The organism is Stenotrophomonas sp. PD6 (genome assembly GCF_049199305.1).
GTDB lineage: Bacteria > Pseudomonadota > Gammaproteobacteria > Xanthomonadales > Xanthomonadaceae > Stenotrophomonas.
Genome location: NZ_JBLZQD010000010.1, coordinates 72,110 through 92,416, shown reverse-complemented (window position 1 = coordinate 92,416; position 20,307 = coordinate 72,110). Strand labels below are relative to the sequence as shown.

21 protein-coding genes and 1 tRNA gene are annotated in these 20,307 nt (G+C 66.5%); 12 read left to right on the top strand and 10 right to left on the bottom strand.

Going from position 1 to position 20,307, the window contains the following annotated elements; genetic code table 11:
* The first annotated feature begins 9 nt into the window (after positions 1-9).
* Entirely contained in the window at positions 10-831 is an 822-nt protein-coding gene (locus tag ACOZHM_RS14430; protein ID WP_421570007.1) for an SPOR domain-containing protein, read from the top strand.
* A gap of 39 nt (positions 832-870) precedes the next feature.
* Positions 871-946: transfer RNA gene (locus ACOZHM_RS14425), tRNA-Thr, on the top strand.
* 54 nt (positions 947-1,000) lie between these two features.
* Here ACOZHM_RS14425 and ACOZHM_RS14420 read toward each other — a convergent pair.
* The 5 genes from ACOZHM_RS14420 to ACOZHM_RS14400 form a co-directional block, all read right to left on the bottom strand.
* Positions 1,001-2,413: an MATE family efflux transporter gene (locus tag ACOZHM_RS14420; protein WP_421570006.1), complete on the bottom strand. Its 1,413-nt coding sequence runs from the start codon at positions 2,411-2,413 to the stop codon at positions 1,001-1,003.
* Between the two features lie 231 nt (positions 2,414-2,644).
* Positions 2,645-3,184, bottom strand: a complete 540-nt coding sequence (locus tag ACOZHM_RS14415; protein WP_421570005.1) for a GTP-binding protein — start codon at positions 3,182-3,184, stop codon at positions 2,645-2,647.
* Positions 3,181-4,134 (bottom strand): hypothetical protein, encoded by a 954-nt coding sequence (locus ACOZHM_RS14410; RefSeq protein WP_421570004.1) that lies wholly within the window; start codon positions 4,132-4,134, stop codon positions 3,181-3,183. The genes ACOZHM_RS14415 and ACOZHM_RS14410 overlap by 4 nt, the downstream gene beginning before the upstream one ends.
* A gap of 76 nt (positions 4,135-4,210) precedes the next feature.
* Entirely contained in the window at positions 4,211-4,570 is a 360-nt protein-coding gene (locus tag ACOZHM_RS14405) for a roadblock/LC7 domain-containing protein (RefSeq protein ID WP_392924482.1), read from the bottom strand.
* A gap of 77 nt (positions 4,571-4,647) precedes the next feature.
* Complete coding sequence (locus tag ACOZHM_RS14400) at positions 4,648-5,100, bottom strand: roadblock/LC7 domain-containing protein (RefSeq protein WP_421570003.1); 453 nt, start codon at positions 5,098-5,100, stop codon at positions 4,648-4,650.
* Between the two features lie 310 nt (positions 5,101-5,410).
* On the opposite strand from ACOZHM_RS14400, the gene rocF reads away from it, so the two are divergent.
* From rocF to ACOZHM_RS14385, 3 genes are all read left to right on the top strand, one after another.
* Positions 5,411-6,334 (top strand): arginase, encoded by a 924-nt coding sequence (rocF, locus tag ACOZHM_RS14395; protein WP_421570002.1) that lies wholly within the window; start codon positions 5,411-5,413, stop codon positions 6,332-6,334.
* Between the two features lie 241 nt (positions 6,335-6,575).
* Positions 6,576-6,713, top strand: a complete 138-nt coding sequence (locus tag ACOZHM_RS14390; RefSeq protein ID WP_421570001.1) for an entericidin A/B family lipoprotein — start codon at positions 6,576-6,578, stop codon at positions 6,711-6,713.
* Positions 6,714-6,923: 210 nt separating this feature from the next.
* A complete protein-coding gene (locus ACOZHM_RS14385) occupies positions 6,924-7,145 on the top strand; it encodes a CsbD family protein (protein ID WP_421570000.1) in 222 nt (73 codons plus the stop codon).
* A 92-nt stretch (positions 7,146-7,237) separates the two neighbouring features.
* On the opposite strand, the gene ACOZHM_RS14380 is transcribed toward ACOZHM_RS14385, so the two are convergent.
* Positions 7,238-8,068: a hypothetical protein gene (locus ACOZHM_RS14380; protein WP_421569999.1), complete on the bottom strand. Its 831-nt coding sequence runs from the start codon at positions 8,066-8,068 to the stop codon at positions 7,238-7,240.
* A gap of 108 nt (positions 8,069-8,176) precedes the next feature.
* Here ACOZHM_RS14380 and ACOZHM_RS14375 point away from each other — a divergent pair, with 108 nt between their 5' ends.
* From ACOZHM_RS14375 to ACOZHM_RS14360, 4 genes are all read left to right on the top strand, one after another.
* Positions 8,177-9,466 carry a tryptophan--tRNA ligase gene (locus ACOZHM_RS14375; protein ID WP_421569998.1) on the top strand — a complete coding sequence of 430 codons (1,290 nt, stop codon included), beginning with the start codon at positions 8,177-8,179 and terminating at the stop codon, positions 9,464-9,466.
* Positions 9,467-9,487: 21 nt separating this feature from the next.
* Positions 9,488-9,817, top strand: a complete 330-nt coding sequence (locus tag ACOZHM_RS14370; RefSeq protein ID WP_421569997.1) for a hypothetical protein — start codon at positions 9,488-9,490, stop codon at positions 9,815-9,817.
* Positions 9,818-9,883: 66 nt separating this feature from the next.
* The gene (locus ACOZHM_RS14365) at positions 9,884-10,816 is read left to right on the top strand and encodes an MBL fold metallo-hydrolase (protein ID WP_421569996.1); all 933 of its coding nucleotides are present in this window, start codon (positions 9,884-9,886) and stop codon (positions 10,814-10,816) included.
* An 85-nt stretch (positions 10,817-10,901) separates the two neighbouring features.
* A complete protein-coding gene (locus tag ACOZHM_RS14360) occupies positions 10,902-12,554 on the top strand; it encodes a M28 family metallopeptidase (RefSeq protein ID WP_421570064.1) in 1,653 nt (550 codons plus the stop codon).
* 59 nt (positions 12,555-12,613) lie between these two features.
* Here ACOZHM_RS14360 and ACOZHM_RS14355 read toward each other — a convergent pair whose 3' ends face one another.
* The gene (locus ACOZHM_RS14355; protein WP_421569995.1) at positions 12,614-13,948 is read right to left on the bottom strand and encodes an MFS transporter; all 1,335 of its coding nucleotides are present in this window, start codon (positions 13,946-13,948) and stop codon (positions 12,614-12,616) included.
* 179 nt (positions 13,949-14,127) lie between these two features.
* Here ACOZHM_RS14355 and yedA point away from each other — a divergent pair, with 179 nt between their 5' ends.
* From yedA to ACOZHM_RS14340, 3 genes are all read left to right on the top strand, one after another.
* Complete coding sequence (yedA, locus tag ACOZHM_RS14350) at positions 14,128-15,030, top strand: drug/metabolite exporter YedA (protein WP_421569994.1); 903 nt, start codon at positions 14,128-14,130, stop codon at positions 15,028-15,030.
* Entirely contained in the window at positions 15,027-15,941 is a 915-nt protein-coding gene (rarD, locus tag ACOZHM_RS14345; RefSeq protein WP_421569993.1) for an EamA family transporter RarD, read from the top strand. The genes yedA and rarD overlap by 4 nt, the downstream gene beginning before the upstream one ends.
* Positions 15,942-16,179: 238 nt before the next feature.
* Positions 16,180-17,016 carry a hypothetical protein gene (locus tag ACOZHM_RS14340; protein ID WP_421569992.1) on the top strand — a complete coding sequence of 279 codons (837 nt, stop codon included), beginning with the start codon at positions 16,180-16,182 and terminating at the stop codon, positions 17,014-17,016.
* 50 nt (positions 17,017-17,066) lie between these two features.
* On the opposite strand, the gene ACOZHM_RS14335 is transcribed toward ACOZHM_RS14340, so the two are convergent.
* Genes ACOZHM_RS14335 through ACOZHM_RS14325 form a run of 3 tightly spaced genes read right to left on the bottom strand, consistent with a single transcriptional unit; the run spans position 17,067 to position 20,253 of the window.
* Entirely contained in the window at positions 17,067-18,377 is a 1,311-nt protein-coding gene (locus tag ACOZHM_RS14335) for an ABC transporter permease (protein ID WP_421569991.1), read from the bottom strand.
* Positions 18,378-18,392: 15 nt separating this feature from the next.
* Entirely contained in the window at positions 18,393-19,550 is a 1,158-nt protein-coding gene (locus ACOZHM_RS14330; protein ID WP_421569990.1) for an ABC transporter permease, read from the bottom strand.
* A 13-nt stretch (positions 19,551-19,563) separates the two neighbouring features.
* Positions 19,564-20,253, bottom strand: coding sequence for an ABC transporter ATP-binding protein (locus tag ACOZHM_RS14325; RefSeq protein ID WP_421569989.1), 690 nt, complete (start codon positions 20,251-20,253; stop codon positions 19,564-19,566).
* Between the last annotated feature and the right edge of the window lie 54 nt (positions 20,254-20,307).

Here is a 20,307-nt window from a genome sequence, read left to right as displayed (position 1 = left end):
GATCGCCGCATGCTGACTCGTGCCTTGATCGTCGTACTGGCCATCCTCAACGTGGGCGTTGCGCTGTGGTGGATGCTGCGTGGCGAACCCGCCGCTGCACCGCCGCCTGCGCCACCCGCCGGCGTCGCCAGGCTGCAGTTGCTCGACACCCCCGCTGCACCGGCACCCACGGCAGCGGCCCCTGCTGCCGCCAGCGCGGCGCCGGCCGCCAACACCGCAGCGTTGACCGACGCTACGCCGGAGCCGCCCAAACCCGCGGCAGCCACCACCCCGGAACCGGCCAAACCCGTCGCACCCACGCCTGTCGCCGTAGCGCCGGGCTCTGCCCGGCCGCCCGAGACACCCGCTGCGCCTACGCCCGCCGCCCCCCTGCAGTGCATCAGCCTGGGCCCCTTTGCCGATCGCGACACCGCCATGGCCGCCCAAGGCAAGGCCGGCGCGCTGGTCCAGCGCTCGCGCCTGCGTGAAGTGCCCAAGCCCGGTGCCAGCGGCACCTACCGGGTGATGATGCCGGCCGCCGCCAGCCGCGAAGAGGCGCAGGCCATGGTCAAGCGCATCGCCGCCGCCGGCATCAGCGATTACTACATCATGGGCCAGGGCGATGACGCCAATGCCATTGCGCTGGGCCAGTACCGCAACCGCGAAGGCGCCGAGCGCCGCATGGCTGCCCTGAGCGCCGCCGGCTTCAACGCCCGCCTGGTCGGCGGCGGCGAAGGCAGCGCGCAATGGTGGGTGGATGCGGCCCTTTCCGCCACCGCCAGCCCCAGCGCAGCCCGCCAGCGCAGTGGCGCCGCCCAGCAACGCTCGCTGGAATGCGCGGGCTTGCGCTAGAATCGCCATCCGCGCCGGCCCTGCCGTCGCCGTGCCTTTGCCGGCATAGCTCAGTTGGTAGAGCAACCGCCTTGTAAGCGGTAGGTCCCCAGTTCGAATCCGGGTGTCGGCACCATCGTTAGCTTGCTTCGGCGCGTGGCGGTGCTCTTGAGTCAGTAGTGGCAGGTTTTCATTGAGGCCAAGCACTGAAGCGGGCCGGATTCGATGACCACGCGAAACGTGTAATCAATAGGGACGCCGCGACGAACAAGCCGGCGATCAACCCGAGCCACATTCCGTAGGGACCCCAACCAAGGCCGAGGCCAAGCCCCGCGGCGAGCGGCATGCCGATGCCCCAGTACGCAAGCATCACGAGGAACATGGGGACGCGCGTATCTCTCAATCCGCGCAGCGCGCCGGCTGAAAGGGCCTGGACGCCGTCCGGAAGTTGAAATGCTGCAGCGAGCAGCAGTAGCGAAGCCGCCAGCGCTGCAACAGCGTCATCATGAGAGTAGATCGCGGCTATGGATTCACGGCCGAGCAGCAGGGTCAGGCCTGATAGTGTCTGGGTCGCGACCACGAGCGCCAGCCCGGCGAGGGCCACGCGCCGCGCGCCCAACGCGCCGCGGCCACTGCCAAGTGCGTGGCCAACGCGTACGGCAGTCACTTCGGCAAGCCCGAAGGGAATCATGTAGCAGAGGCTGGCAACATTGATCGCGATCTGGTGAGCTGCGGCAGCAGTGGCTCCGGATTGCCCAATCAGCAGAGCAGTCACCATGAACAACCCACCTTCCATCATCACCGCCAATCCGATCGGAAGGCCGGTGCGCAGGAGATCCCGTATCGGTACCCAAAGAGGGCGGTTGCGCCGGGTGAAGAAGTCAGCAAACAGACCGAGGTCAGCGAACCTTCGTGCCGTCGCGAGATGGACTGCAAACGCGATCATCTGCGCCCATATCATTGCCGTCCATGCTATGCCCACGCCGCCAGCTCCAAGCTCCGGCAAACCGAATGCGCCGAAAACCAACCCATAACCAAGAGGTGCCAGCAAAAGGAGGCCGCCGAAGCCGAGCACCATCGCAGGAAGTGTCCAGCGCAGGCCGTTACTGAGATATCGCATGGCGTAGTACAACGCCAACGCTGGCAGTCCCCAGCGGACGCCGTGCAGGAAAGCGGTTGCGCCGGGACGGATTTCGGCAGCGATGCCCATGGGTTCGAGCGCGTGTACGGCAGCTGATAGGAGTCCGAACAGCACCGTGCCCGCCATTGTCGCCAACCAAAGCGACTGGCGAAACAGCGGCGCGATCTCGCTTCTACGGCCCGCACCGTCGAGACGAGATATCGCCGGCGAAAGGGCCATGAGCGTGCCCATTGGGATCAGTTTCGCGATCCAGAACGTGGCAGTACCAACGGACACGGCAGCCAGTGTGGTGGTGCTGTGGCGGCCGGCAATTACTGCGTCAACAAACCCAGTCATTCCTGTCGCTAGATGGCCAGCAATCAACGGAGCGGCAAGCCATGCACTTGCATACATCTCTTCGCGAAAGCGCCCAGGCGCGGTAGTGGCGACCGTCCGGACAGATTGGTTGCTCTTGGATTTCATGGCTGCTTCGTGCACCTCGCCGTTTTACAGGCTTGCGCATGGGCAGCCACGGCGCCAGAGGTAGTTGCGTCACGCTGGCGGGCAAAAGAAAGGGCACCTTTCGGTGCCCGGGTAGATCCTACTGAACGGACGAGCCGCTGGTCAGATCTGGGTTCAAAGTACCCTATTTTTTACAGCCATTAACGCAAGCGAACCAATAGATTGCGACGAATCGATAGGCGCTGCTAAAGGTCAGTTGGCCTCGGCGTACCGATACGACAGCAGCGACTTCACCAGGAACGTCACCTGCGTGGCCGAACGTGCATCCACGCGCATCACCGGCAAGCGGTGGCCGGCGTCAAACAGCGCGTTGCGGAAGTCCGGAATCAGCAGTGCCGGGTACTCGTCGGTACGGGTTACGCCTACCGCCAGGCTGGCGTCCGGCGCGATGCGCGAGAACTCCTGCAGCAGTTCCACGGTGGAGGCCACCGGCTCGGGATGCCCCGCACTGACCAGCACGATCACGCCGAGTGCGCCTTCGCAGACCATCGGCCACATGAAGTCCAGGTAGCGCTGGCCGGGTACGCCGTACACGTGCAGCAGCTCGCCGTCGTCGAGCTCGATCGAGCTGTAGTCCAGCGCCACCGTGGTCTCCACCTTGTCACCCATGGCGTCTTCGCTCATCGGCATTTCGGTGCTGACCGGTTCCACGTCCGAGATCGCGCGTACCGCCGTGGTCTTGCCGGCGCCCATGCTGCCCACGAAGACCAGCTTGTTGGCGGGCAGGCTCATGACGGACTCCCCTGGAACAGGTTCAGGCCGAAGCGGCGGGCGACCCACGAGAAGAAGCGCGAATCACCGGCGTCGCGGCGGCGGGAGGTTGGGGACACGGCAGGCTCCTGGGTCAGTGCGAGGCCACTGGCAACAGCAGCACAGAAGAGGGATTGCACCGTGTTGCGCGGCATCTGGCAAGCCGCGGCCAATGCGTTGGGCTGCCACGGGCGTGCGTGCAGGCAGGCAATGGCCAGCAGCCAGGTGCTGGGCACATCGTCGGGGTTGAGATCCGGCCAGTGGCGCAGCTTCATCGGCGCATGTTCGGCAGGCGCCGGCAGCAGCTCCGGCCGGTACCGCGCGATGCAGAAATACAGCGCCTCGAACGAGTGGCGCTGTGGCAACCGGTAGGCGTACTGGTGCCGGAAGGTCGGCGCGTCGATGGCGCTGGCCGACCACGCCACGTCGTCCAGCTGCGCCACCACGTCGGCCAGCGTGGTTGACGGCGGCAGCGCGATGCTGCGTGTTGCAGTGTCGACCAGCAGGGTGATCGCACCACGCTGGAGCAGGTGCAGTGCCGGCGCGTTGCCCGTGGCGGCCGCCAACTGCAGCAGCAATGGCGTACCTGCGGCACGCTCCACGGTTGGGGTGGCCAGCAACAGGTGTGAGAGTTGTTCGTTGATGTCGCGCACGGTGGCGCCGTGCGGCAGCCGGCCCGGTGCGGGGTCTGCATAGCGACGCGCGATCGACAGGGTCGGCACGTTGGCGGCGTTGGCCTCGCTGAGCGCCCTGGGTGCGTCGGCGTGATCCAGGCCGATCACCAACAGGTCGCAGGCATCACCGGACCAGGGCTGCAGCACCACGTCCATGCGCTCGGCGAGCAGCATCGAGGCGGCCAGTTTCAGGCGGGTCTGGTGCAGCACGTCCAGCCCGATGGCGGAAATGCGGAAGGAGCGGGTGGGGGTATTCATGGGGGTGTACCGCGAAACCGAAGCGCCCACCACGCCGCACCCCGTCAGGGGAGCGGCATGGCGGCTTTGCCTGCGATCAGCTGAAGTCCAGGGTCTTCTCGAAGGCCTTCAGTTCATGGCGCGACATGGCCAGGTTGGCCTTGGCGCGGTCCATCACCACGTACAGGAACAGCAGCGGGTTGCTTTCCAGCGGGCGGATCAGGTGGTACTGCGTGGTCAGGGTGATCAGCAGGTCTTCCAGCGTGTCCGACAGGCCCAGCTGCTCGGCCACGCGGCGCTTGGCGCGCACCACTTCGGTGTTGCCCGCCGCAGCCAGTTCCAGGTTGATGTTGCCGCCGCCGACCATGGCCAGGGCCATGCCGCTGTCACCGTCGACCAGGGCGGCGCCGACGAAACCGGCGAGCGAATTGAGCTTTTCCAGATTGAGATTGGGCACGTAAATCCTTTTTACTTCAGGCAGTGGGAGAGCAGGCCGAAGGCCTGCCGGAAGGGCACAACGAAATCGAAGAAGGCTCAGGCCGCGCGCGGGCGCAGCACGGTATCGAGACGGGAGGCGCATTCGCGCGCATGGAACAGCAGCACGGCCATGTTGACCTCGTGACCGGCAACCGCCGTGAGGGTCAGGGGCTTGTCGGCCTGGATGCGGATCAGCACCACGTTGCCGAGCTTGGTGCAGATGGTGGCGTAGTCGGCTTCGCTCAGCGCCAGTTCGCGCGAGACGGTCTCGCCCAGCGTGAGGAACGAATTGGCCATGGCAGCCAGGCGGCGGCCATCCACACCCAGCGTGGAATCCTCGGCCACGGCGCGGCCGTCGGCGGTGGACAGCATCAACAGGCTCAACCCGCGCTCGCGTTCGCGCGCATGCTGGAAGGCCTGTTCGATGGCGGCGGTGTCATACAACTGCCGGGCCGGCTGGCTCTCGCCACTGGCATTGCGGACGATCTGATGGATGCTGCTGCGCTGCACGTACTGCCCCCTGAAACACGACAAAACACGGACCAACCCTGCGCGGGTTAGTCAATCAGTACTGCGAAGAAGTGTGAAATGTAGCACGTAAAATTTGCCTTCACGGCTAACGTAAGATGAACCACAGTGTCCCTTGCGTGAGCGTCAAAGCATTGACACGTAAGGGTTTCCGGGGTGGGCGGGATGCGACGCGGCGGGTCAGTGAGCGCCGCCGTTGGTCAGCTCGCGGGCACCCGCTGTTGCGTCGCCGCGAGTTGTTTGGCGGCCAGATCACTAGACTGGTCGGATTTTCCGTGTGTGTGGAGTCAGCATGAGCAAGCGTCAACCTGCGGTGTCCCTGATCGGCGTGCCGACCGACATCGGTGCCGGTCATCGCGGCGCCGGCCTGGGCCCGGAAGCCCTGCGTATTGCCGGGCTTGCCGAGGCGCTGGTGGCGCGCGGCGTGGACGTGCGCGACTGCGGCAACCTGGACGGCCCGCGCAACCCGTGGACCCCGCCCGAGCAGGGCTACCGGCACCTGGACGAAGTGGTGGCGTGGAACCGCGCGCTGATGGACGCCACCTATGCCGAACTGCAGGACGGCCGGATGCCGATCATGCTCGGCGGCGACCATTGCCTGGGCATCGGCTCGATCACCGCCGTGGCGCGCTGGTGCCGCGAACAGGGCCGCAGCCTGCGCGTGCTGTGGCTGGACGCGCACTCGGACTTCAATACCAGCGAGGTCACCCCGTCCGGCAATGTGCACGGCATGCCCGTGGCCTGCCTGTGCGGCCTCGGCCCGGACGCGCTGACCCGGCTGGGCGGCGACTCGCCGGCGATCTGCCCGCAGCAGGTGCGCCAGATCGGCATCCGTTCGGTGGACCAGGAAGAGAAGCGGCTGATCAAGCAGCACAAGGTGGATGTCTACGACATGCGCTACATCGACGAGGCGGGCATGAAGCGCGCGGTGGAAGCGGCGCTGGAGGGCATCGACGAGAACACCCACCTGCACGTCAGCTTCGACGTGGACTTCCTCGATCCCAGCATCGCCCCGGGCGTGGGCACCACGGTGCCGGGCGGGGTCAACTACCGCGAGGCCCAGCTGGTGATGGAGATGATCGCCGACACCGGGCGGATGGGCTCGCTGGACATCGTGGAGCTCAACCCGCTGATCGACACCCGCAATGCGACCGCCGAGCTGGCGGTGGACCTGGTCGAGAGCCTGTTTGGGAAGTCCACCCTGATGCGCGATTGAGCGGGTTTCAGGGGTTTTCCTGCGCGTGGCTGAACAGCCACGCGCCGCGTTCACATCGATTGCACGCCGTAGCCGCCAGATTGCATCTCACGCGGCGGCAGTGCCGGCAACGGCCAGGACGTCACCGCGATCAGGAAGAGGAGCCATCGATGAGGCGTGTCATAGCGCAGCGTCGTACTCGTCTGACAGGTGGGTCCGGATTTCGGTAATGACGTTGAATTGAATCAAACAGGAGAATCCCATGAAGCGTGTAATTGCACTGATGTTGCTGTCGATGTTCTCGCTGGGCATGCTGTCCGGCTGCAACACCGTTGCCGGTGCCGGCAAGGATGTGCAGAAGGCGGGCGAGAAGGTTGAAGACGCCGCCAAGAGCAATTGATCCAGAGACGCGGGCCGCATCACGTCGGCCCGCATTGATGGGCAATGAAAAAACGCCGGGAATTTCCCGGCGTTTTTTTGTGCGCGATGCACCGTCCCGCCATTCAACGACGTGAGCAAGCGCTTCATCCACGCTTGACCGCCGCCGAACACCCGTTCAAGCACTCTGTACGTGCGGCGAAGGTGCCGTTGCAACCAAGGACGCGAACCCATGAACAAAGACATCATTTCCGGCAAGTGGACACAGCTCAAGGGCAAGGCGCAGGCAAAGTGGGGCGACCTGACCGACGATGATTTCAAGGTGGCCGAGGGCAATGCCGAGTACCTGGCGGGTCGCCTGCAGGAACGCTATGGCTGGGCGCGCGACCGCGCTGAAACCGAGGTCAAGGACTTCGAAGCCTCCATGCGCAAGGATTATCCGGACTATCACTGACACCCCGGCGGTGGCAGGGCGGCCGCAAGGGCCGCAACGAGGGTATGAAACCGGAACGGGCCGCACTGCGGCCCGTTTTTGTTCGTCTGCACTCAGCGCCCGCCGTAGTAGCCGGGCGGGTCGGGCACGAAGCCGTCCGGGAACGCCTGCGGCGCGCGCTCACCGCGCGGATAGGGGGCGGGAATGATGCCGCGCGCCACCAGGTTGCGCTCGCTGTCGTAGCGCAGGTCGACGCGCTGGGCCGGCAAGCGGCTGGCGCGCTCGAAGGTGGTGCTGCCCGAATACGAGGCCTCGCGCTGGCCATGCCCGGTGCCCAGCGCTGGCGCAGGGGATGGCGCGCGGATCCGCGAGCCCGTGGTTTCCACCGACGCCAGCGCCCGGTCTGCCGCTTCGGCGGCGGCCTGCGGCTGTGCCTTGCTCTGGGCCCGCGCGACCGGCGGTGTGCGCGGGGGCGGCACCACATAGCGCGGCGCCTCGTTGAACACCGCAATGCCGATCACCCCGATGTTGTCCGGGCGGCCGCTACGGTCCGCGTAGCTGTTGCCGGGGTCGGTGAACACGAACTGCGCCACTTCCTGCCGTGATTTGCGCCAGCCGGTGATGTCCGCGCTCTGCCACGGGTCGAGCACGTAGCCGGTCTGGTCCGGCGCGGCCACCTCGCCACTGATGACGTTGAGGCCATCCACCGAGAGCACCACCAGCACCCGCTCGGGGCTGTTGTTGCGCAGGCGCACGGCGTAGGGCTGGCCCTGGCGGCCGGCCACCCAGTACTGGCCCCGGTGCAGGTAGCTGGGCAGTTCCAGGCGCTGGTCGCGCTCGATCAGGCTCAGCGTGACCGGGCCGGGATCGGCCCGGGGCGGGACAACCGGCTTGAAGCCACACAGGGCCAGCACGGCAAGCAGGGGCAGGGTCAGGCGTTTCATGGCGGGGCCTTTGCGGTTGGGTAGTACCTTCAACGCGCAGGCCCGGGCAACGGGGTTGCGCGCGGGCAGGTAAACTGGGGGCGTTCAACTGTCCGTAATGATTCCCACATGACCACCCGCGTTCTTACCGGCATCACCCCCTCCGGCACGCCCCACCTGGGCAACTACGTGGGCGCCATCCGTCCGGCCATTGCGGCCAGCCAGGCGTCCGACATCGAGAGCTTCTTCTTCCTGGCCGACCTGCACAGCCTGATCAAGGCGCAGGAGCCGGAGCGGACCCAGCGCTCGACCCTGGAGATCGCCGCCAGCTGGCTGGCGTGCGGCTTGAACCCGGACAAGGTCTGGTTCTACCGGCAGAGCGACATTCCCGAGACCACCGAGCTGATGTGGTTCCTGACCGCCATCGCCAGCAAGGGCATCCTCAACCGTGCCCATGCCTACAAGGCGGCGGTGGACAAGAACCGCGAGGAGCAGCTGGACGAGGACGCCGGCATCAGCGCCGGGTTGTTCATGTACCCGGTGCTGATGGCCGCCGACATCCTGATCTTCAAGGCCAACCGCGTGCCGGTGGGCCGCGACCAGATCCAGCACATCGAAATGGCGCGCGATTTCGCCCAGCGCTTCAACCACGTGTACGGCAAGGAATACTTCCCGCTGCCCGAGGTGGTGATCGACGAGCAGGTGGCCACGCTGGCCGGCCTGGACGGCCGCAAGATGAGCAAGAGCTACCACAACACCATTCCGCTGTTCGCGCCGCGCGCGGAGCTGAAGAAGCTGGTGTTCTCGATCCTCACCGATTCGCGTGCCCCGGGCGAGCCCAAGAGCACCGAAGGCTCGGCCCTGTTCCAGATGTACCAGGCCTTCGCCAGCGCCGAGCAGACCGCCGCGTTCGCGCAGGCGTTCGCCGACGGCATCAGCTGGGGCGACGCCAAGCAGCAGCTGTTCGAGCGTATCGACGCCGAACTGACCCCGCTGCGTGAGCGCTATGACGCGCTGATGGCCGAGCCGGAGAAGATCGAAGCGCTGCTGCGCCGTCGCGGCCAGCAGCTGCGCGAGCAGTACGCCATGCCGCTGCTGAAGGAGCTGCGCCATGCGGTGGGCCTGCGCGATCTGTCCACCGCCGGCGACATCGCCGCCGAAGAAGGTGGCGTGGCGCGCGCTGCACCGCCGCTGTTCAAGCAGTACCGCGAGAAGGATGGCCGTTTCTACTTCAAGCTGCTGGCCGGGGACGGCACGCTGCTGATCCAGAGCGAGGCGTTCGATTCGCCGCGCGATTCGGGCCAGCTGATCGGCGTGCTCAAGCAGACCGAGCACGGCGACGGCCTGCAGAGCGAGCTGTTCAAGCTGGAAGCGGAAGTGGATACCGTGTTGGCTGCATTGCAGGAATTGCGCGAATAACGCGTCAACGGAGGAAACACGATGGCCTGGTTGTCGTTGTTGTTGTTCCTGCCCTGGTTCGTGCTGTTGGGCGCGCTCTACTGGCTGTTCCCGCGGCAACCGCGCGACACCGCGCGGCGCCTGTTCGACGGCGCCGCGTTGCTGCTGGCCTTCGTGCTGAGCATCCTCGCCATGCTCTGGGGCCACCATATCGGCATGGTGCAGAGCGACGCCGGCCCGATCTGGCGCCAGGTGCTGGCCGTGCTGTATGCCTACGGCGCATTCCTCGCGGTGATGGTGGCCGCGCTGCTGTTGCGTGGCGCCTGGCTGGCGCAGCGTGCGACCAAAGCCGCATCGAAACCGGTGGGGTAACGGGCCTAGAATCGAAGCGTATCGACCGACGGTCGAGACGCACCGATTACCGCCAGGGATGAGCCGATGTCCTCCGACCCCAGCATCTTCACCCTCGATACCGCGTTCCAGCGCAGTGACTTCGATGCCGCCTACCTGATCGTCGAGCAGAGCCGCGCCGCCTTCATCGACTGCGGCACCGGCCTGGCCGTTCCCGCGATGCTGGCCGCACTCGAGCGCGCCGGCTGCACGCCGGAGCAGGTGGACTGGCTGGTGCTCACCCACGTGCACCTGGACCATGCCGGCGGCGCTGGCCTGTTGATGCAGCAGCTGCCCAACGCCACGCTGGTGGTGCACCCGCGCGGCGCCCCGCACATGATCGACCCCACCCGGCTCATCGCCGGCGCGACCGAGGTCTACGGCGCAGCCGAGATCGCGCGCAGCTACGGCCCGATCCTGCCGGTGCCGGCCGCGCGCGTGGTGATTGCCGATGACGGCCACCGCGTGGACCTGGCCGGGCGCAGCCTGCTGTGCCTGGACACGCCCGGGCATGCGCGCCACCACCTGTGCGTGTGGGACGAACGCAGCCGCAGCGCGTTCACCGGCGATACCTTCGGCTTGTCCTACCGCGAGCTCGACAGTGCGCGCGGCGCCTTCATCATTCCTACCTCCTCGCCGGTGCAGTTCGATCCCGAGCCGCTCAAGCAGTCCATCGCGCGGCTGGTCGCGCTGCAACCGCAGGCGGTGTACCTCACCCACTACGGGCGGGTGGAGAACATTCCGGCGCTGGCGGCCGACCTGGTCGAGCAGATCGATGCGATGGTGGAGATCGGCCGCCAATGCGACGGACGCCCCGACCGCCACCGCTGCCTGGTGGCCGCACTGACCGTGCTGTACCAGGAGCGCGCGCAGGCACATGGTTGCCCGCTCGACGATGCGGCGGTGGCGCAGGTGCTGGCGATGGATATCGAGCTCAATGCGCAGGGCCTGGCCTGCTGGCTGGACCGCGACCGCCGCTGAGCGCGCACGCAGGGCCTGCACGGTAACCGGAGTGTCACGTTACACTCTGGCATTCCGTTTTTTTCTGGTACCTGCCGTGAATCCGATGCGCATGCTGCTGTTGTCGTCCTGTCTGTTCGTGGGCGGCCTGGCCCACGCGGCCAATGATCTGCCCGGCGGCGGCATCGATCCCGAAGCGCTCTCGCGGCATGTGCGCATCCTGGCCTCGGACGAGTTCGAAGGCCGCGCCCCGGCCTCGCCCGGTGAAGAGCGCACGGTGCAGTACCTGATCGAGGAATTCCGCAAATCGGGCCTGCAGCCCGGTGGCGTGGACGGCAGCTGGGTGCAGCCGGTGCCGATGGTGCGTGCCCAGGTCGACGGCCCGGTGCGCGCGCAGCTGCGCCAGAACGGCAAGACCCGCACGCTGGTCAACGGCGAGGACGTGACCCTGCAGAGCCTGCGTCCGCAGGCGGCGGTGAACATCAAGGACGCGCCGCTGGTGTTCATCGGCTACGGCATCGATGCACCCGAGCGCCAGTGGAACGATTACAAGGACGTGGACCTGCACGGCAAGATCGCCGTGGTGCTGATCAACGATGCCGATTTCGAGGCCGACCGCCCCGGCGCCTTCGACGGCAAGGCCGTGACCTACTACGGCCGCTGGACCTACAAGTTCGAAGAGGCCGCGCGCCGTGGCGCGCAGGGCGTGCTGATCGTGCATGAAACCGCACCGGCCGCGTATGGCTGGGCCACGGTGAAGAGCTCGGGCACCTCGCCGCTGTTCGATATCGAGCGCACCCCGGAGCAGGCGCTGGCCCAGCACGTGCCGGTGCGCGGCTGGCTGCAGCGCAGCGTGGCCGAGCAGCTGTTCCGCGATGCCGGGCTGGATTTCGAGGCCGAGAAGCGCAAGGCTATGACCCCGGCCTTCCAGCCGGTGGTGCTGGGCGATGCCAAGCTGTCGGCGCAGTTCAAGCTCAAGCGCGAGCAGGTGGTCACCCGCAACGTGGTGGCCAAGCTGCCCGGCGGCGCGCATGGCGATGAAGCGGTGATCTTCTCGGCGCACTGGGATGCCTTCGGCATCGGCCAGCCGGACGCCAAGGGCGACCGCATCCGTCGCGGCGCGATCGACAACGCCACCGGCGTGGCCACCGTGCTGGAGCTGGGCCGGGTGTTCGCCGCCGGCCCGCAGCCGCAGCGCACCCTGTACTTCGTGGCGCTCACCGCCGAAGAGAAGGGCCTGCTGGGCGCCAGCTACTACGCCGCGCACCCGCTGGCGCCGCTGGACAAGACCGCGGCGGTGATCAACATCGAGATGTTCAGCCCGGATGGCGCTACCCGCGACATCGCCTCGTGGGGCAAGGGCCGCGTCTCGCTGGAAGGCGACCTGGAGCGCGTGGCCAAGGCCCGTGGGCGCAGCTACAGCCCGGACCCGAACCTGGAAGCGGGCTTCTTCTACCGCGCCGACCACTTCGCCTTCGCCCGCCTGGGCGTGCCGGCGATCACCATCGGGCCGGGGCTGGACAAGCTGGACGGCGGTGTCGCCGCCGGCAAGGCACTGCGCGAGAAGTACTTCGCCGACTGCTACCACCAGGCCTGCGACGCCTGGACCCCGAGCTGGGACCCGGCCGGCCACGCCGCCGACACCCTGCTGGTCTACGACCTGGGTGCCGAGCTGGCCAACAGCCGCCATTGGCCGCATTGGGAAGAAGGTTCGGAGTTCCGCAAGGCCCGCGAGCAAAGCGAAGCGTCCCGCCGGTAACGGATCAAAAAAAAACACCGGGGCATGCCCCGGCGTTTTGCTTTGCATCGTGGCGACCGTTACTTCCGGGTGCCATCCAGGTAGTTGGGACCCTTGTTCTTCAGGAAGAACACATACACCACCAGCGACACCGCGATGATCGCCGTGACGTAGATGGCGAAGTCACCCACCCGGCCGGTCTTCAGCGCGCCCTGGTACAACAGCGGGGCGGTGCCGCCGAACAGCGAGTTGGCCAGCGCGTAACCAAAGCCCACGCCCAGTGCACGCACGTGGGTGGGGAACAGTTCGGCCTTCACCACCGCGTTGATCGAGGTGTAGCCGGTCAGGATTACAAAGCCCAGCGCCAGGGTCAGGAACGCGATCAGCGGGTCATGCTGGTTCGGCAGTTCGGTGACCAGGTACCAGCTGTACAGCACGCCGCCCACGCCGAAGAACACCAGCAGGCTCTTGCGGCCCACGATGTCCGACAGCCAGCCGCCGATCGGCTGCAGCAGCATCAGGAAGGTCAGCACGCCCAGGTTGATCAGCGTGCCGGTCATCACGTCGGTCCCAGCAAACGCGCTCTGGATCATCTTCGGGCCGTTCACCGAATAGGTGTAGAAGGCCACGGTGCCGCCGGCGGTGATCAGGAAGCACAGCAGCAGCGGGCGCCACTGGTGCACGAACAGTTCGTACATCGAACCGGACGCCTTGGCGCGGCCTTCTCGCGCGGCTTCGATCGAGTCTTCGCCCAGCGATTCATCCATCGAACGACGCAGCCAGAACACCACGATGGCCGCCAGGCCGCCGATGCCGAACGCGATGCGCCAGCCCCATGCGGAAATCTCCGGCTTCTCCCAGAACATCAGCATGGTGAACAGGGTCAGCTGCGCCAGCACGTGGCCACCCACCAGGGTGACGTAGTGGAACGAAGACAGGAAACCGCGACGGCCGGGAATCGCCGCCTCGGACATATAGGTGGCGCTGGTGCCGTACTCGCCGCCGGTGGCAAAGCCCTGCAGCAGGCGCGCGAACAGCAGGATCAGCGCGGCCCAGCCACCGATGGAGGCGGCGGTGGGGGTCAGCGCGATCATGAACGAACAGGCGGCCATCATCGTCACCGACACGGTCAGCGCCAGGCGGCGACCATAACGGTCGGCGAAGCGGCCGAAGTACCAGGCGCCGATCGGGCGCATCAGGAACGTGGCGGCGAAGATCGCCCACACGTACATGGTGGAGTTCTTGTCGGCGGCCGAGAAGAACTGCGATTCGAAGTAGACCGCGAACACCGAGTAGACGTAGACGTCATACCACTCGACAAGATTGCCCGCCGAGCCCTTCAGGGTGTTGGAGATCGAGCGTTTGAGCGCGGCCCTGTCATTGGCTGGCGCGGAAAGGGTGGGGGAAGTGCTCATGCTGGGAAACGGTCCTCACGGTGGAGCGATTGTTCTGCTTGTTTTTACCTTACCCCACGTGCATGACGGGTGGGCATTGCACCATGTAACTAGTCCAGGCACGACAGCGTGCCACCACAGGGCATGCCGGGCCTGCGGCAAAGGCCTAGAATCGCCACTCCCCCGCCTGCTGGTCGCTTATGGCCGTCTCCCCCGCACCCTCGTCAGCCGCCCCCCGCGGCGGCCTTGTCGTCCTGGCCCTGCTGCTGGTCTACGTCGTGTGGGGGTCCACCTATCTGGGCATCCGGCTGGCCCTGGAGGGTGGCGCACTGCCATTGACGACAGTCTCCGGCGCCCGCTTCATCGTCGCCGGCACCCTGATGTACGCGGTGCTGCGCTGGCGCGGCATGCCGGCGCCGACCCGTCGGCAATGGCGCAACCTGGGCATCATGGGCCTCACCATGCTGGTGCTGGGCAACGGCATGGTGGTGCTGGCCGAGCGCAGCGTATCGTCCGGTCTGGCCGCCACCGCCGTGGCCTCGGTGCCGCTGTGGATGGCGCTGTTCGGCGCCCTGCGTGGCCAGCACGCCAGCCGCGGCGAATGGCTGGGCATCGCCATCGGCTTCCTTGGCGTGGTCTGGCTCAACGCCGGCAGCAGCCTGACCGCCTCGCCGCAGGGCCTGGTATTGCTGCTGATCGCGCCGATCGGCTGGGCCTTCGGCTCGGTCTGGGCGCGCAGCCTGGACCTGCCCAGCCCGTTCATGACCGCCGCCGGGCAGATGCTGTGCGGCGGCGTGATGCTGGTTGCCCTCGGCCTGGCCACCGGCGAGCGCCCCACCACCTGGCCCAGCATGAATGGGCTGTTGGCGGTCGTGTACCTGTGCATGTTCGGCTCCATCGTGGCCTTCACCGCGTACGTGTGGCTGCTGCAGAACGTGCGTCCGGCGCTGGCCGCCAGCTACGCCTACGTCAACCCGGTGATCGCCGTGCTGCTGGGCACGCTGATCGGCCACGAGCATTTCGGCCCGCATGACCTGCTGGCCATGGGCGTGATCCTGGCCGGCGTGCTGGTACTGACCCTGGCGCGGACCCGCAGCCGGTGAGCGCCGTGGAACGTACCGCCCTGCAGGAGCAGCGGCGTGGCTTGGCCATCACCGCATTCACCTTCACCCTGTGGGGGCTGGTGCCGGTCTACTGGCACCTGCTCAGGACCGTGCCCTCGCAGCAGATCATTGCCCACCGCATCATCTGGAGCACGGTGCTGGTGGTGGCCTGGCTGTTGATCAGCAACGGCACCGGCTGGTGGAAGCAGATCGCCGCGCAGCCGCGCGCGCTGCCCACGCTGGCCCTGAGCAGCCTGGCCATTGCCTTCAACTGGGGCCTGTACATCTGGGCGATCAACGCGGGCCATGTGATCGAGACCAGCCTGGGCTACTTCATCAACCCGCTGGTGAGCGTGCTGCTGGGCGTAGTGGTGCTCAAGGAGCGCCTGCGCGGTCTGCAATGGCTCGCCGTGGCGTGCGCCGCCGCGGGCGTGGCGTGGCTGACGTTCGATGCGGGCACCCCGCCGTGGATCGCGCTGGGGCTGGCCTGCTCGTTCGGCCTGTACGGCCTGCTGCGCAAGCTGATTTCGGTGGACCCGGTGGCCGGCCTGGGCATCGAGAGCCTGTACCTGTTCCTGCCCGCGCTCGGCTTCGCGCTGTGGAGTGAGAACGGCCATGGCGGCGGCTTCTTCGGCGGCTGGGGCTGGCGCAACGACCTGCTGCTGATCATCGGCGGCGTGGTCACCGCCGTACCGCTGATCGGCTTTGCCTATGGCGTAAAGCGCATTCCGTTGTCGTTGGTGGGCATCCTGCAGTACATCGCCCCCAGCCTGGGCCTGCTGCTGGGCGTGTTCTTCTTCCGCGAACCGTTCGACACCGCCAAGGCACTGGGCTTTGCCGCGATCTGGACCGGCCTGTTGCTGTTCATTGGCGACAGCCTGTGGCGTTCGCGGTCGACGGCGCGGGCCTGACATCCCGCAGCCACGCATGGCGTGGCTCTACCGCGCGCCGAACGCCGGCCCCTGCCGGTAGAGCCACGCCATGCGTGGCTGAGCAACTACCGGTGCGGCTCGAACGCGTCACCGCCAACGCACCCTTCCCAATGATGCGGACACACATCCGCAACTTTCGCCCAGTTCCGATAGCCCTCGTCGCGACCGACCGCTGAAATCATCTGACCCGCATGTGCGGGCCATCAGGGAGCGAACCATGAGGAAATATTTGTGGCTGATCATGGCTGCACTGCCGTTCCAGGCAGCAGCCGAGGCTGAGGACCCGATTGCGCGACCGTGCTACATGTGCACGCCGGAAGAAATGCACGAGCGTGCACGAAACCTGGGTCCCGGCGAGCACTATGTCTATGGCAATGGCGCCCTCCTCGGCTTTCGCGTGACCGGCGGGAATGGGCAGCTCGTCGCGGAGCAGTTCACGCCGGCGGCCTGGATACGCACCCAGTACACCGAGCTCATGCGTATATACCACCAGAACCGCGGCGAGTTCGTGGATACCTGGACCAGCCTGACACTGAATCCTCCTGGTTCCCCGCATGTGCGGAGTGACACCATCCTGTGGGCGCACCATGTTGCCGGGGTACACCCGGACCACCTGCAGGCGCGGGAATATGTCCGGCGTGTGTTGACCAACGCGACGCGCTTCAACTACCTCAAGGCAGACAAGGAGCATGGCCGCGTATTGCGCTTCGAGGCGCAGCTCGACGGGCGGATGCCCCTGATTGCCCGGATACACACCGGTTACACCTATCTCGGCTTCAAGGAGTTCTTCTTCGACTACGACAACAAGCGCTGGGAGTATCTGGAATCCGGTGACATGTACAACCGCATGCAGGACCGACCGGAAAACTTCCTCAGTGCCGACGGTGGCCCGCGCAGCTTCCGCTACCCGTACAGCTATCACGAACTGCAGCCGTACTTCGTGCAGCGGGCAGAGTTCGCCGGCGTCAAGGTCATCGGCCAACTGCCGGTGCGTAGCGATGTGATGTTCAACTGCAGCCGTGTCGGTACGCAGACCGAATGCCGCATCAACTGAGTTGAACCACACAACCTGCAGCGCCCACGCGGGCGCTGCAGGAGCCGTACTCAGGTCTCACGCAGTGCAGTAGTGATCGGCAGCCGCGCCGCACGCAGGGCCGGGAACAGCCCGCCCACCAGGCCGATGCCCAACGCCCACTTCAATCCGCTCCACAGCAGGTCGGGCGACACCCGGAACTGGAACACCACCTGGCTGAAGTTGCTGCCGATGGTGGACACGCTGTAGCCATTGAAAATGGCCCACGCCACCAACCCGCCCAGCAGGCCGCCGATCAACGCCAGGAACATGGTTTCCAGCATGATCGCGGTGACCACCGGCACGCCACGGAAGCCAATGGCACGCATGGTGGCGATTTCCCGCGCACGCGTGGCCACGGCGGCATACATGGTGTTGAGCGCGCCGAACACCGCGCCGATGGCCATGATCGCGCCGATCACCGTGCCCAGCACGCTGATCAACTTGTTCAGGCCACCGCCCTGCTTGGCGTAGTACGCCCGCGTGGTTTCCACGTCCAGCTTCAGCCGCGGGTCCGCGGCAACCGCATTCTTGAACTGCTCGAAACCCGCCTTGCCCTCGGTGCGCACGCTGATCGACTGCCAGGCGCTGCGCTGGTAGGTGGTGGCCAGGGTCTGCGCGTCGGTCCACAGCTCCGAATCGTGCGCATCACCGGAATTGAACACGCCCACCACGGTCCAGTCCTGGTTGCCCAGCAGCAGCTTGTTGCCGACCTCCAGACCACGGAACTGGCCCTGCGCGCCCTTGCCCACCACGATTTCGCGCAGGCCGGCATTGAAGCGGCGGCCCTGGGTGATCTTGACCTTGTCGTGCACCGCCCAGGCCATCTCGCCCACACCACGGAACTGCGCGTTGACGTCGGTACCGTCGCCCTTGGAGACCAGGTTCACCACCTGCGAGAGCTCCGGTGACATCATCGCCCGCCCACGTTCGTCCTTGGCCACGCCGGGCAGGGTGGACATCAGCGGCACCTGGTCGCGCATGATCACCGAGTTGGTTTCGGCCTGTGAGCCGCCGCGCAATACGATGGCGGTGGTGTCATCGCCGGTGCTGTTGAGCGTGGCCTGGAAGCCCTCGCCCATCGCCAGCATCGCCACCAGCACGCCGACCACGCCGGCAATGCCCACCACCACCACCGACGAGGCGCCCCAGCGCTGCGGCAGGCTGGCGATGCCGATCCGCGTGGCGGCCAGCGACAGCCGCCCGCTGCGGGTCAGCAGCAGCCACAGCACCAGCAGCACCGCCACCACCAGCACGCCGATCCACGGCAGCGCGATCCACACCCCAAGGCCGATCGCCAGCAGCAGGATCGACAGTGCATTTCCCAGCCATTGCTTCTTCATGTCGTTCTCCCGGGCTCAGCGGCCGGCCAATGCATCGACGATCTTCAGCCGCTTGGCGCGCAGCGCCGGCAGCAGGCCCACCACAATGCCGATCACCACGATCAGCCCCACGCCCATCGCCCAGGTCTGCAGCGGCACGTGCGGTGGCAGCAGGCCCATGGTCTTGGGCGCCAGTGCCGGCAGGATCATTGCGGCCAGGCCCATGCCGATGGCACCGCCCAGCCCGATCAGCAGCACCGCCTCGATCATCACCAGCACCAGCACCGTGCGGTCGTGGAAGCCCAGCGTCTTCAGCGTGGCCAGTTCCGGCACGCGCTCGCGCACCGCCTGGGCCATGGTGTTGCCGGTAAGCAGCAGCAGGGTGAAGAACACCGCACCCATGATGGAAGTGACGATCAGGCCGATGTCGGCGAACTGCTTGACGAACGCCTGCTGGAACGCCGATTCGGTCTGGGTCTTGGTTTCGTGGTCCGAGTTGGCCGAGATCGCGTCGATGGCCTGGGCCACGCGCGAGGCATGGTCGGGGTTGTCCAGCGTCACCGTGTACCAGCTCACCTTGTTCTTGATGTAGTCGTTGGACTCGTCGAAGTACTTCCAGTTCATCATCAGCTGGCGCTCCTCGTTGGCCGCCAGCGTGCGGTCCTTGGAGCGGTAGATGCCCACCAGCTGCAGCGGCCAGTCGTTGCTGCCGCCACGCGGGAAGATGGTGGCCTGCAGGGGAATGGTGTCGCCGATCTTCCAGCCAAACTCCTTGGCCAGCGTTTCGCCCACCACCGCGCCGGTGCGCGTGTTCTGGAACGCCCGGGACTGGTCCGGCGGCAACTGCAGTTCGCGGTAGACGTCGAAGTAGTTCGGCGCCACCGAGAAGTTGGCGAAGAAGTTCTTCGGGTCGCGGTAGATGCCACCGAACCACATGCCGTAGGTGACGTCCTTGACCCCGGCCACCTGCTGTATCTGCGATTCCAGTCGGATCGGCAGCGACTGGGTGATGGACAGGCGCGAGGCCACGATCAGGCGGTTGGCGCCTTCCACGCTGCCGCCGGAGCTGAAGGCCACGCGTACCGAATCGAGCATGCCGAACAGCAGGAAGGCAGCCACCACCGAAAGCAGGGTCAGCAGCGTCCGCGTCTTGCTGCGGAACAGCTGTGCCCAGATCAGCGAGAAATACTTCATCGCGGCATCTCCTTCAGTGGCCGGCCGGGATGTCGGCCAGCTCGCCCTTGTCCAGGTGCACGGTATGGGTGGCGTACTCGGCGGCCTTGGGGTCGTGGGTGACCATGATGATGGTCTTGCCGTGCTCGCGGTTGAGCTGCTGCAGCAGGCCCAGGATCTCCTCGGCGGACTGGCGGTCGAGGTCGCCGGTGGGTTCGTCGCAGATCAGGAAGGTCGGGTCGGAGACGATGGCGCGGGCAATCGCCACGCGCTGCTGCTGGCCGCCAGACAGCTCATTGGGGCGGTGGCTGCGGCGGTCGGCCAGGCCGACCAGGGTCAGCGCGATCTCGGCATTGCGCTTGCGCTGCGCGGCACCCAGGTGGGTGAGCAGCAGCGGCAGTTCCACGTTCTTCTGCGCGGTGAGCATCGGCATCAGGTTGTAGAACTGGAACACGAAGCCGACGTGGTGGCTGCGCCAGGTGGACAGCTGGCCGCCGGTCATGCGGTCGATCCGTTCACCCTCGATCTCGATCTCGCCGCCGCTGGGCGTGTCCAGCCCGCCGATCAGGTTGAGCAGGGTGGTCTTGCCGGAGCCGGACGGGCCCATCAGCGCGACGAAATCCCCGCGCTGGATATCCAGGTCGATGCCGTGCAGCACCTGCACCTTCTCGGGGCCGCGTTGGTAGGTCTTGGTGATATTGCGGAGCGAAACCAGGGTGGACATGGGTGGTTCTCCGTAGCGGGAAAGGCACACACGACCAACGGTCGTGCGCTACCG

Excerpts from the sequence above, each read along its gene's own strand:
- ACOZHM_RS14430 (WP_421570007.1), top strand. The coding sequence starts at position 10 with ATGCTGACTCGTGCCTTGATCGTCGTACTGGCCATCCTCAACGTGGGC.
- ACOZHM_RS14420 (WP_421570006.1), bottom strand. The coding sequence starts at position 2,413 with ATGAAATCCAAGAGCAACCAATCTGTCCGGACGGTCGCCACTACCGCG.
- ACOZHM_RS14415 (WP_421570005.1), bottom strand. The coding sequence starts at position 3,184 with ATGAGCCTGCCCGCCAACAAGCTGGTCTTCGTGGGCAGCATGGGCGCC.
- ACOZHM_RS14410 (WP_421570004.1), bottom strand. The coding sequence starts at position 4,134 with ATGAATACCCCCACCCGCTCCTTCCGCATTTCCGCCATCGGGCTGGAC.
- rocF (WP_421570002.1), top strand. The coding sequence starts at position 5,411 with ATGAGCAAGCGTCAACCTGCGGTGTCCCTGATCGGCGTGCCGACCGAC.
- ACOZHM_RS14390 (WP_421570001.1), top strand. The coding sequence starts at position 6,576 with ATGAAGCGTGTAATTGCACTGATGTTGCTGTCGATGTTCTCGCTGGGC.
- ACOZHM_RS14385 (WP_421570000.1), top strand. The coding sequence starts at position 6,924 with ATGAACAAAGACATCATTTCCGGCAAGTGGACACAGCTCAAGGGCAAG.
- ACOZHM_RS14380 (WP_421569999.1), bottom strand. The coding sequence starts at position 8,068 with ATGAAACGCCTGACCCTGCCCCTGCTTGCCGTGCTGGCCCTGTGTGGC.
- ACOZHM_RS14375 (WP_421569998.1), top strand. The coding sequence starts at position 8,177 with ATGACCACCCGCGTTCTTACCGGCATCACCCCCTCCGGCACGCCCCAC.
- ACOZHM_RS14370 (WP_421569997.1), top strand. The coding sequence starts at position 9,488 with ATGGCCTGGTTGTCGTTGTTGTTGTTCCTGCCCTGGTTCGTGCTGTTG.
- ACOZHM_RS14365 (WP_421569996.1), top strand. The coding sequence starts at position 9,884 with ATGTCCTCCGACCCCAGCATCTTCACCCTCGATACCGCGTTCCAGCGC.
- ACOZHM_RS14360 (WP_421570064.1), top strand. The coding sequence starts at position 10,902 with ATGCGCATGCTGCTGTTGTCGTCCTGTCTGTTCGTGGGCGGCCTGGCC.
- ACOZHM_RS14355 (WP_421569995.1), bottom strand. The coding sequence starts at position 13,948 with ATGAGCACTTCCCCCACCCTTTCCGCGCCAGCCAATGACAGGGCCGCG.
- yedA (WP_421569994.1), top strand. The coding sequence starts at position 14,128 with ATGGCCGTCTCCCCCGCACCCTCGTCAGCCGCCCCCCGCGGCGGCCTT.
- ACOZHM_RS14340 (WP_421569992.1), top strand. The coding sequence starts at position 16,180 with ATGAGGAAATATTTGTGGCTGATCATGGCTGCACTGCCGTTCCAGGCA.
- ACOZHM_RS14335 (WP_421569991.1), bottom strand. The coding sequence starts at position 18,377 with ATGAAGAAGCAATGGCTGGGAAATGCACTGTCGATCCTGCTGCTGGCG.
- ACOZHM_RS14330 (WP_421569990.1), bottom strand. The coding sequence starts at position 19,550 with ATGAAGTATTTCTCGCTGATCTGGGCACAGCTGTTCCGCAGCAAGACG.
- ACOZHM_RS14325 (WP_421569989.1), bottom strand. The coding sequence starts at position 20,253 with ATGTCCACCCTGGTTTCGCTCCGCAATATCACCAAGACCTACCAACGC.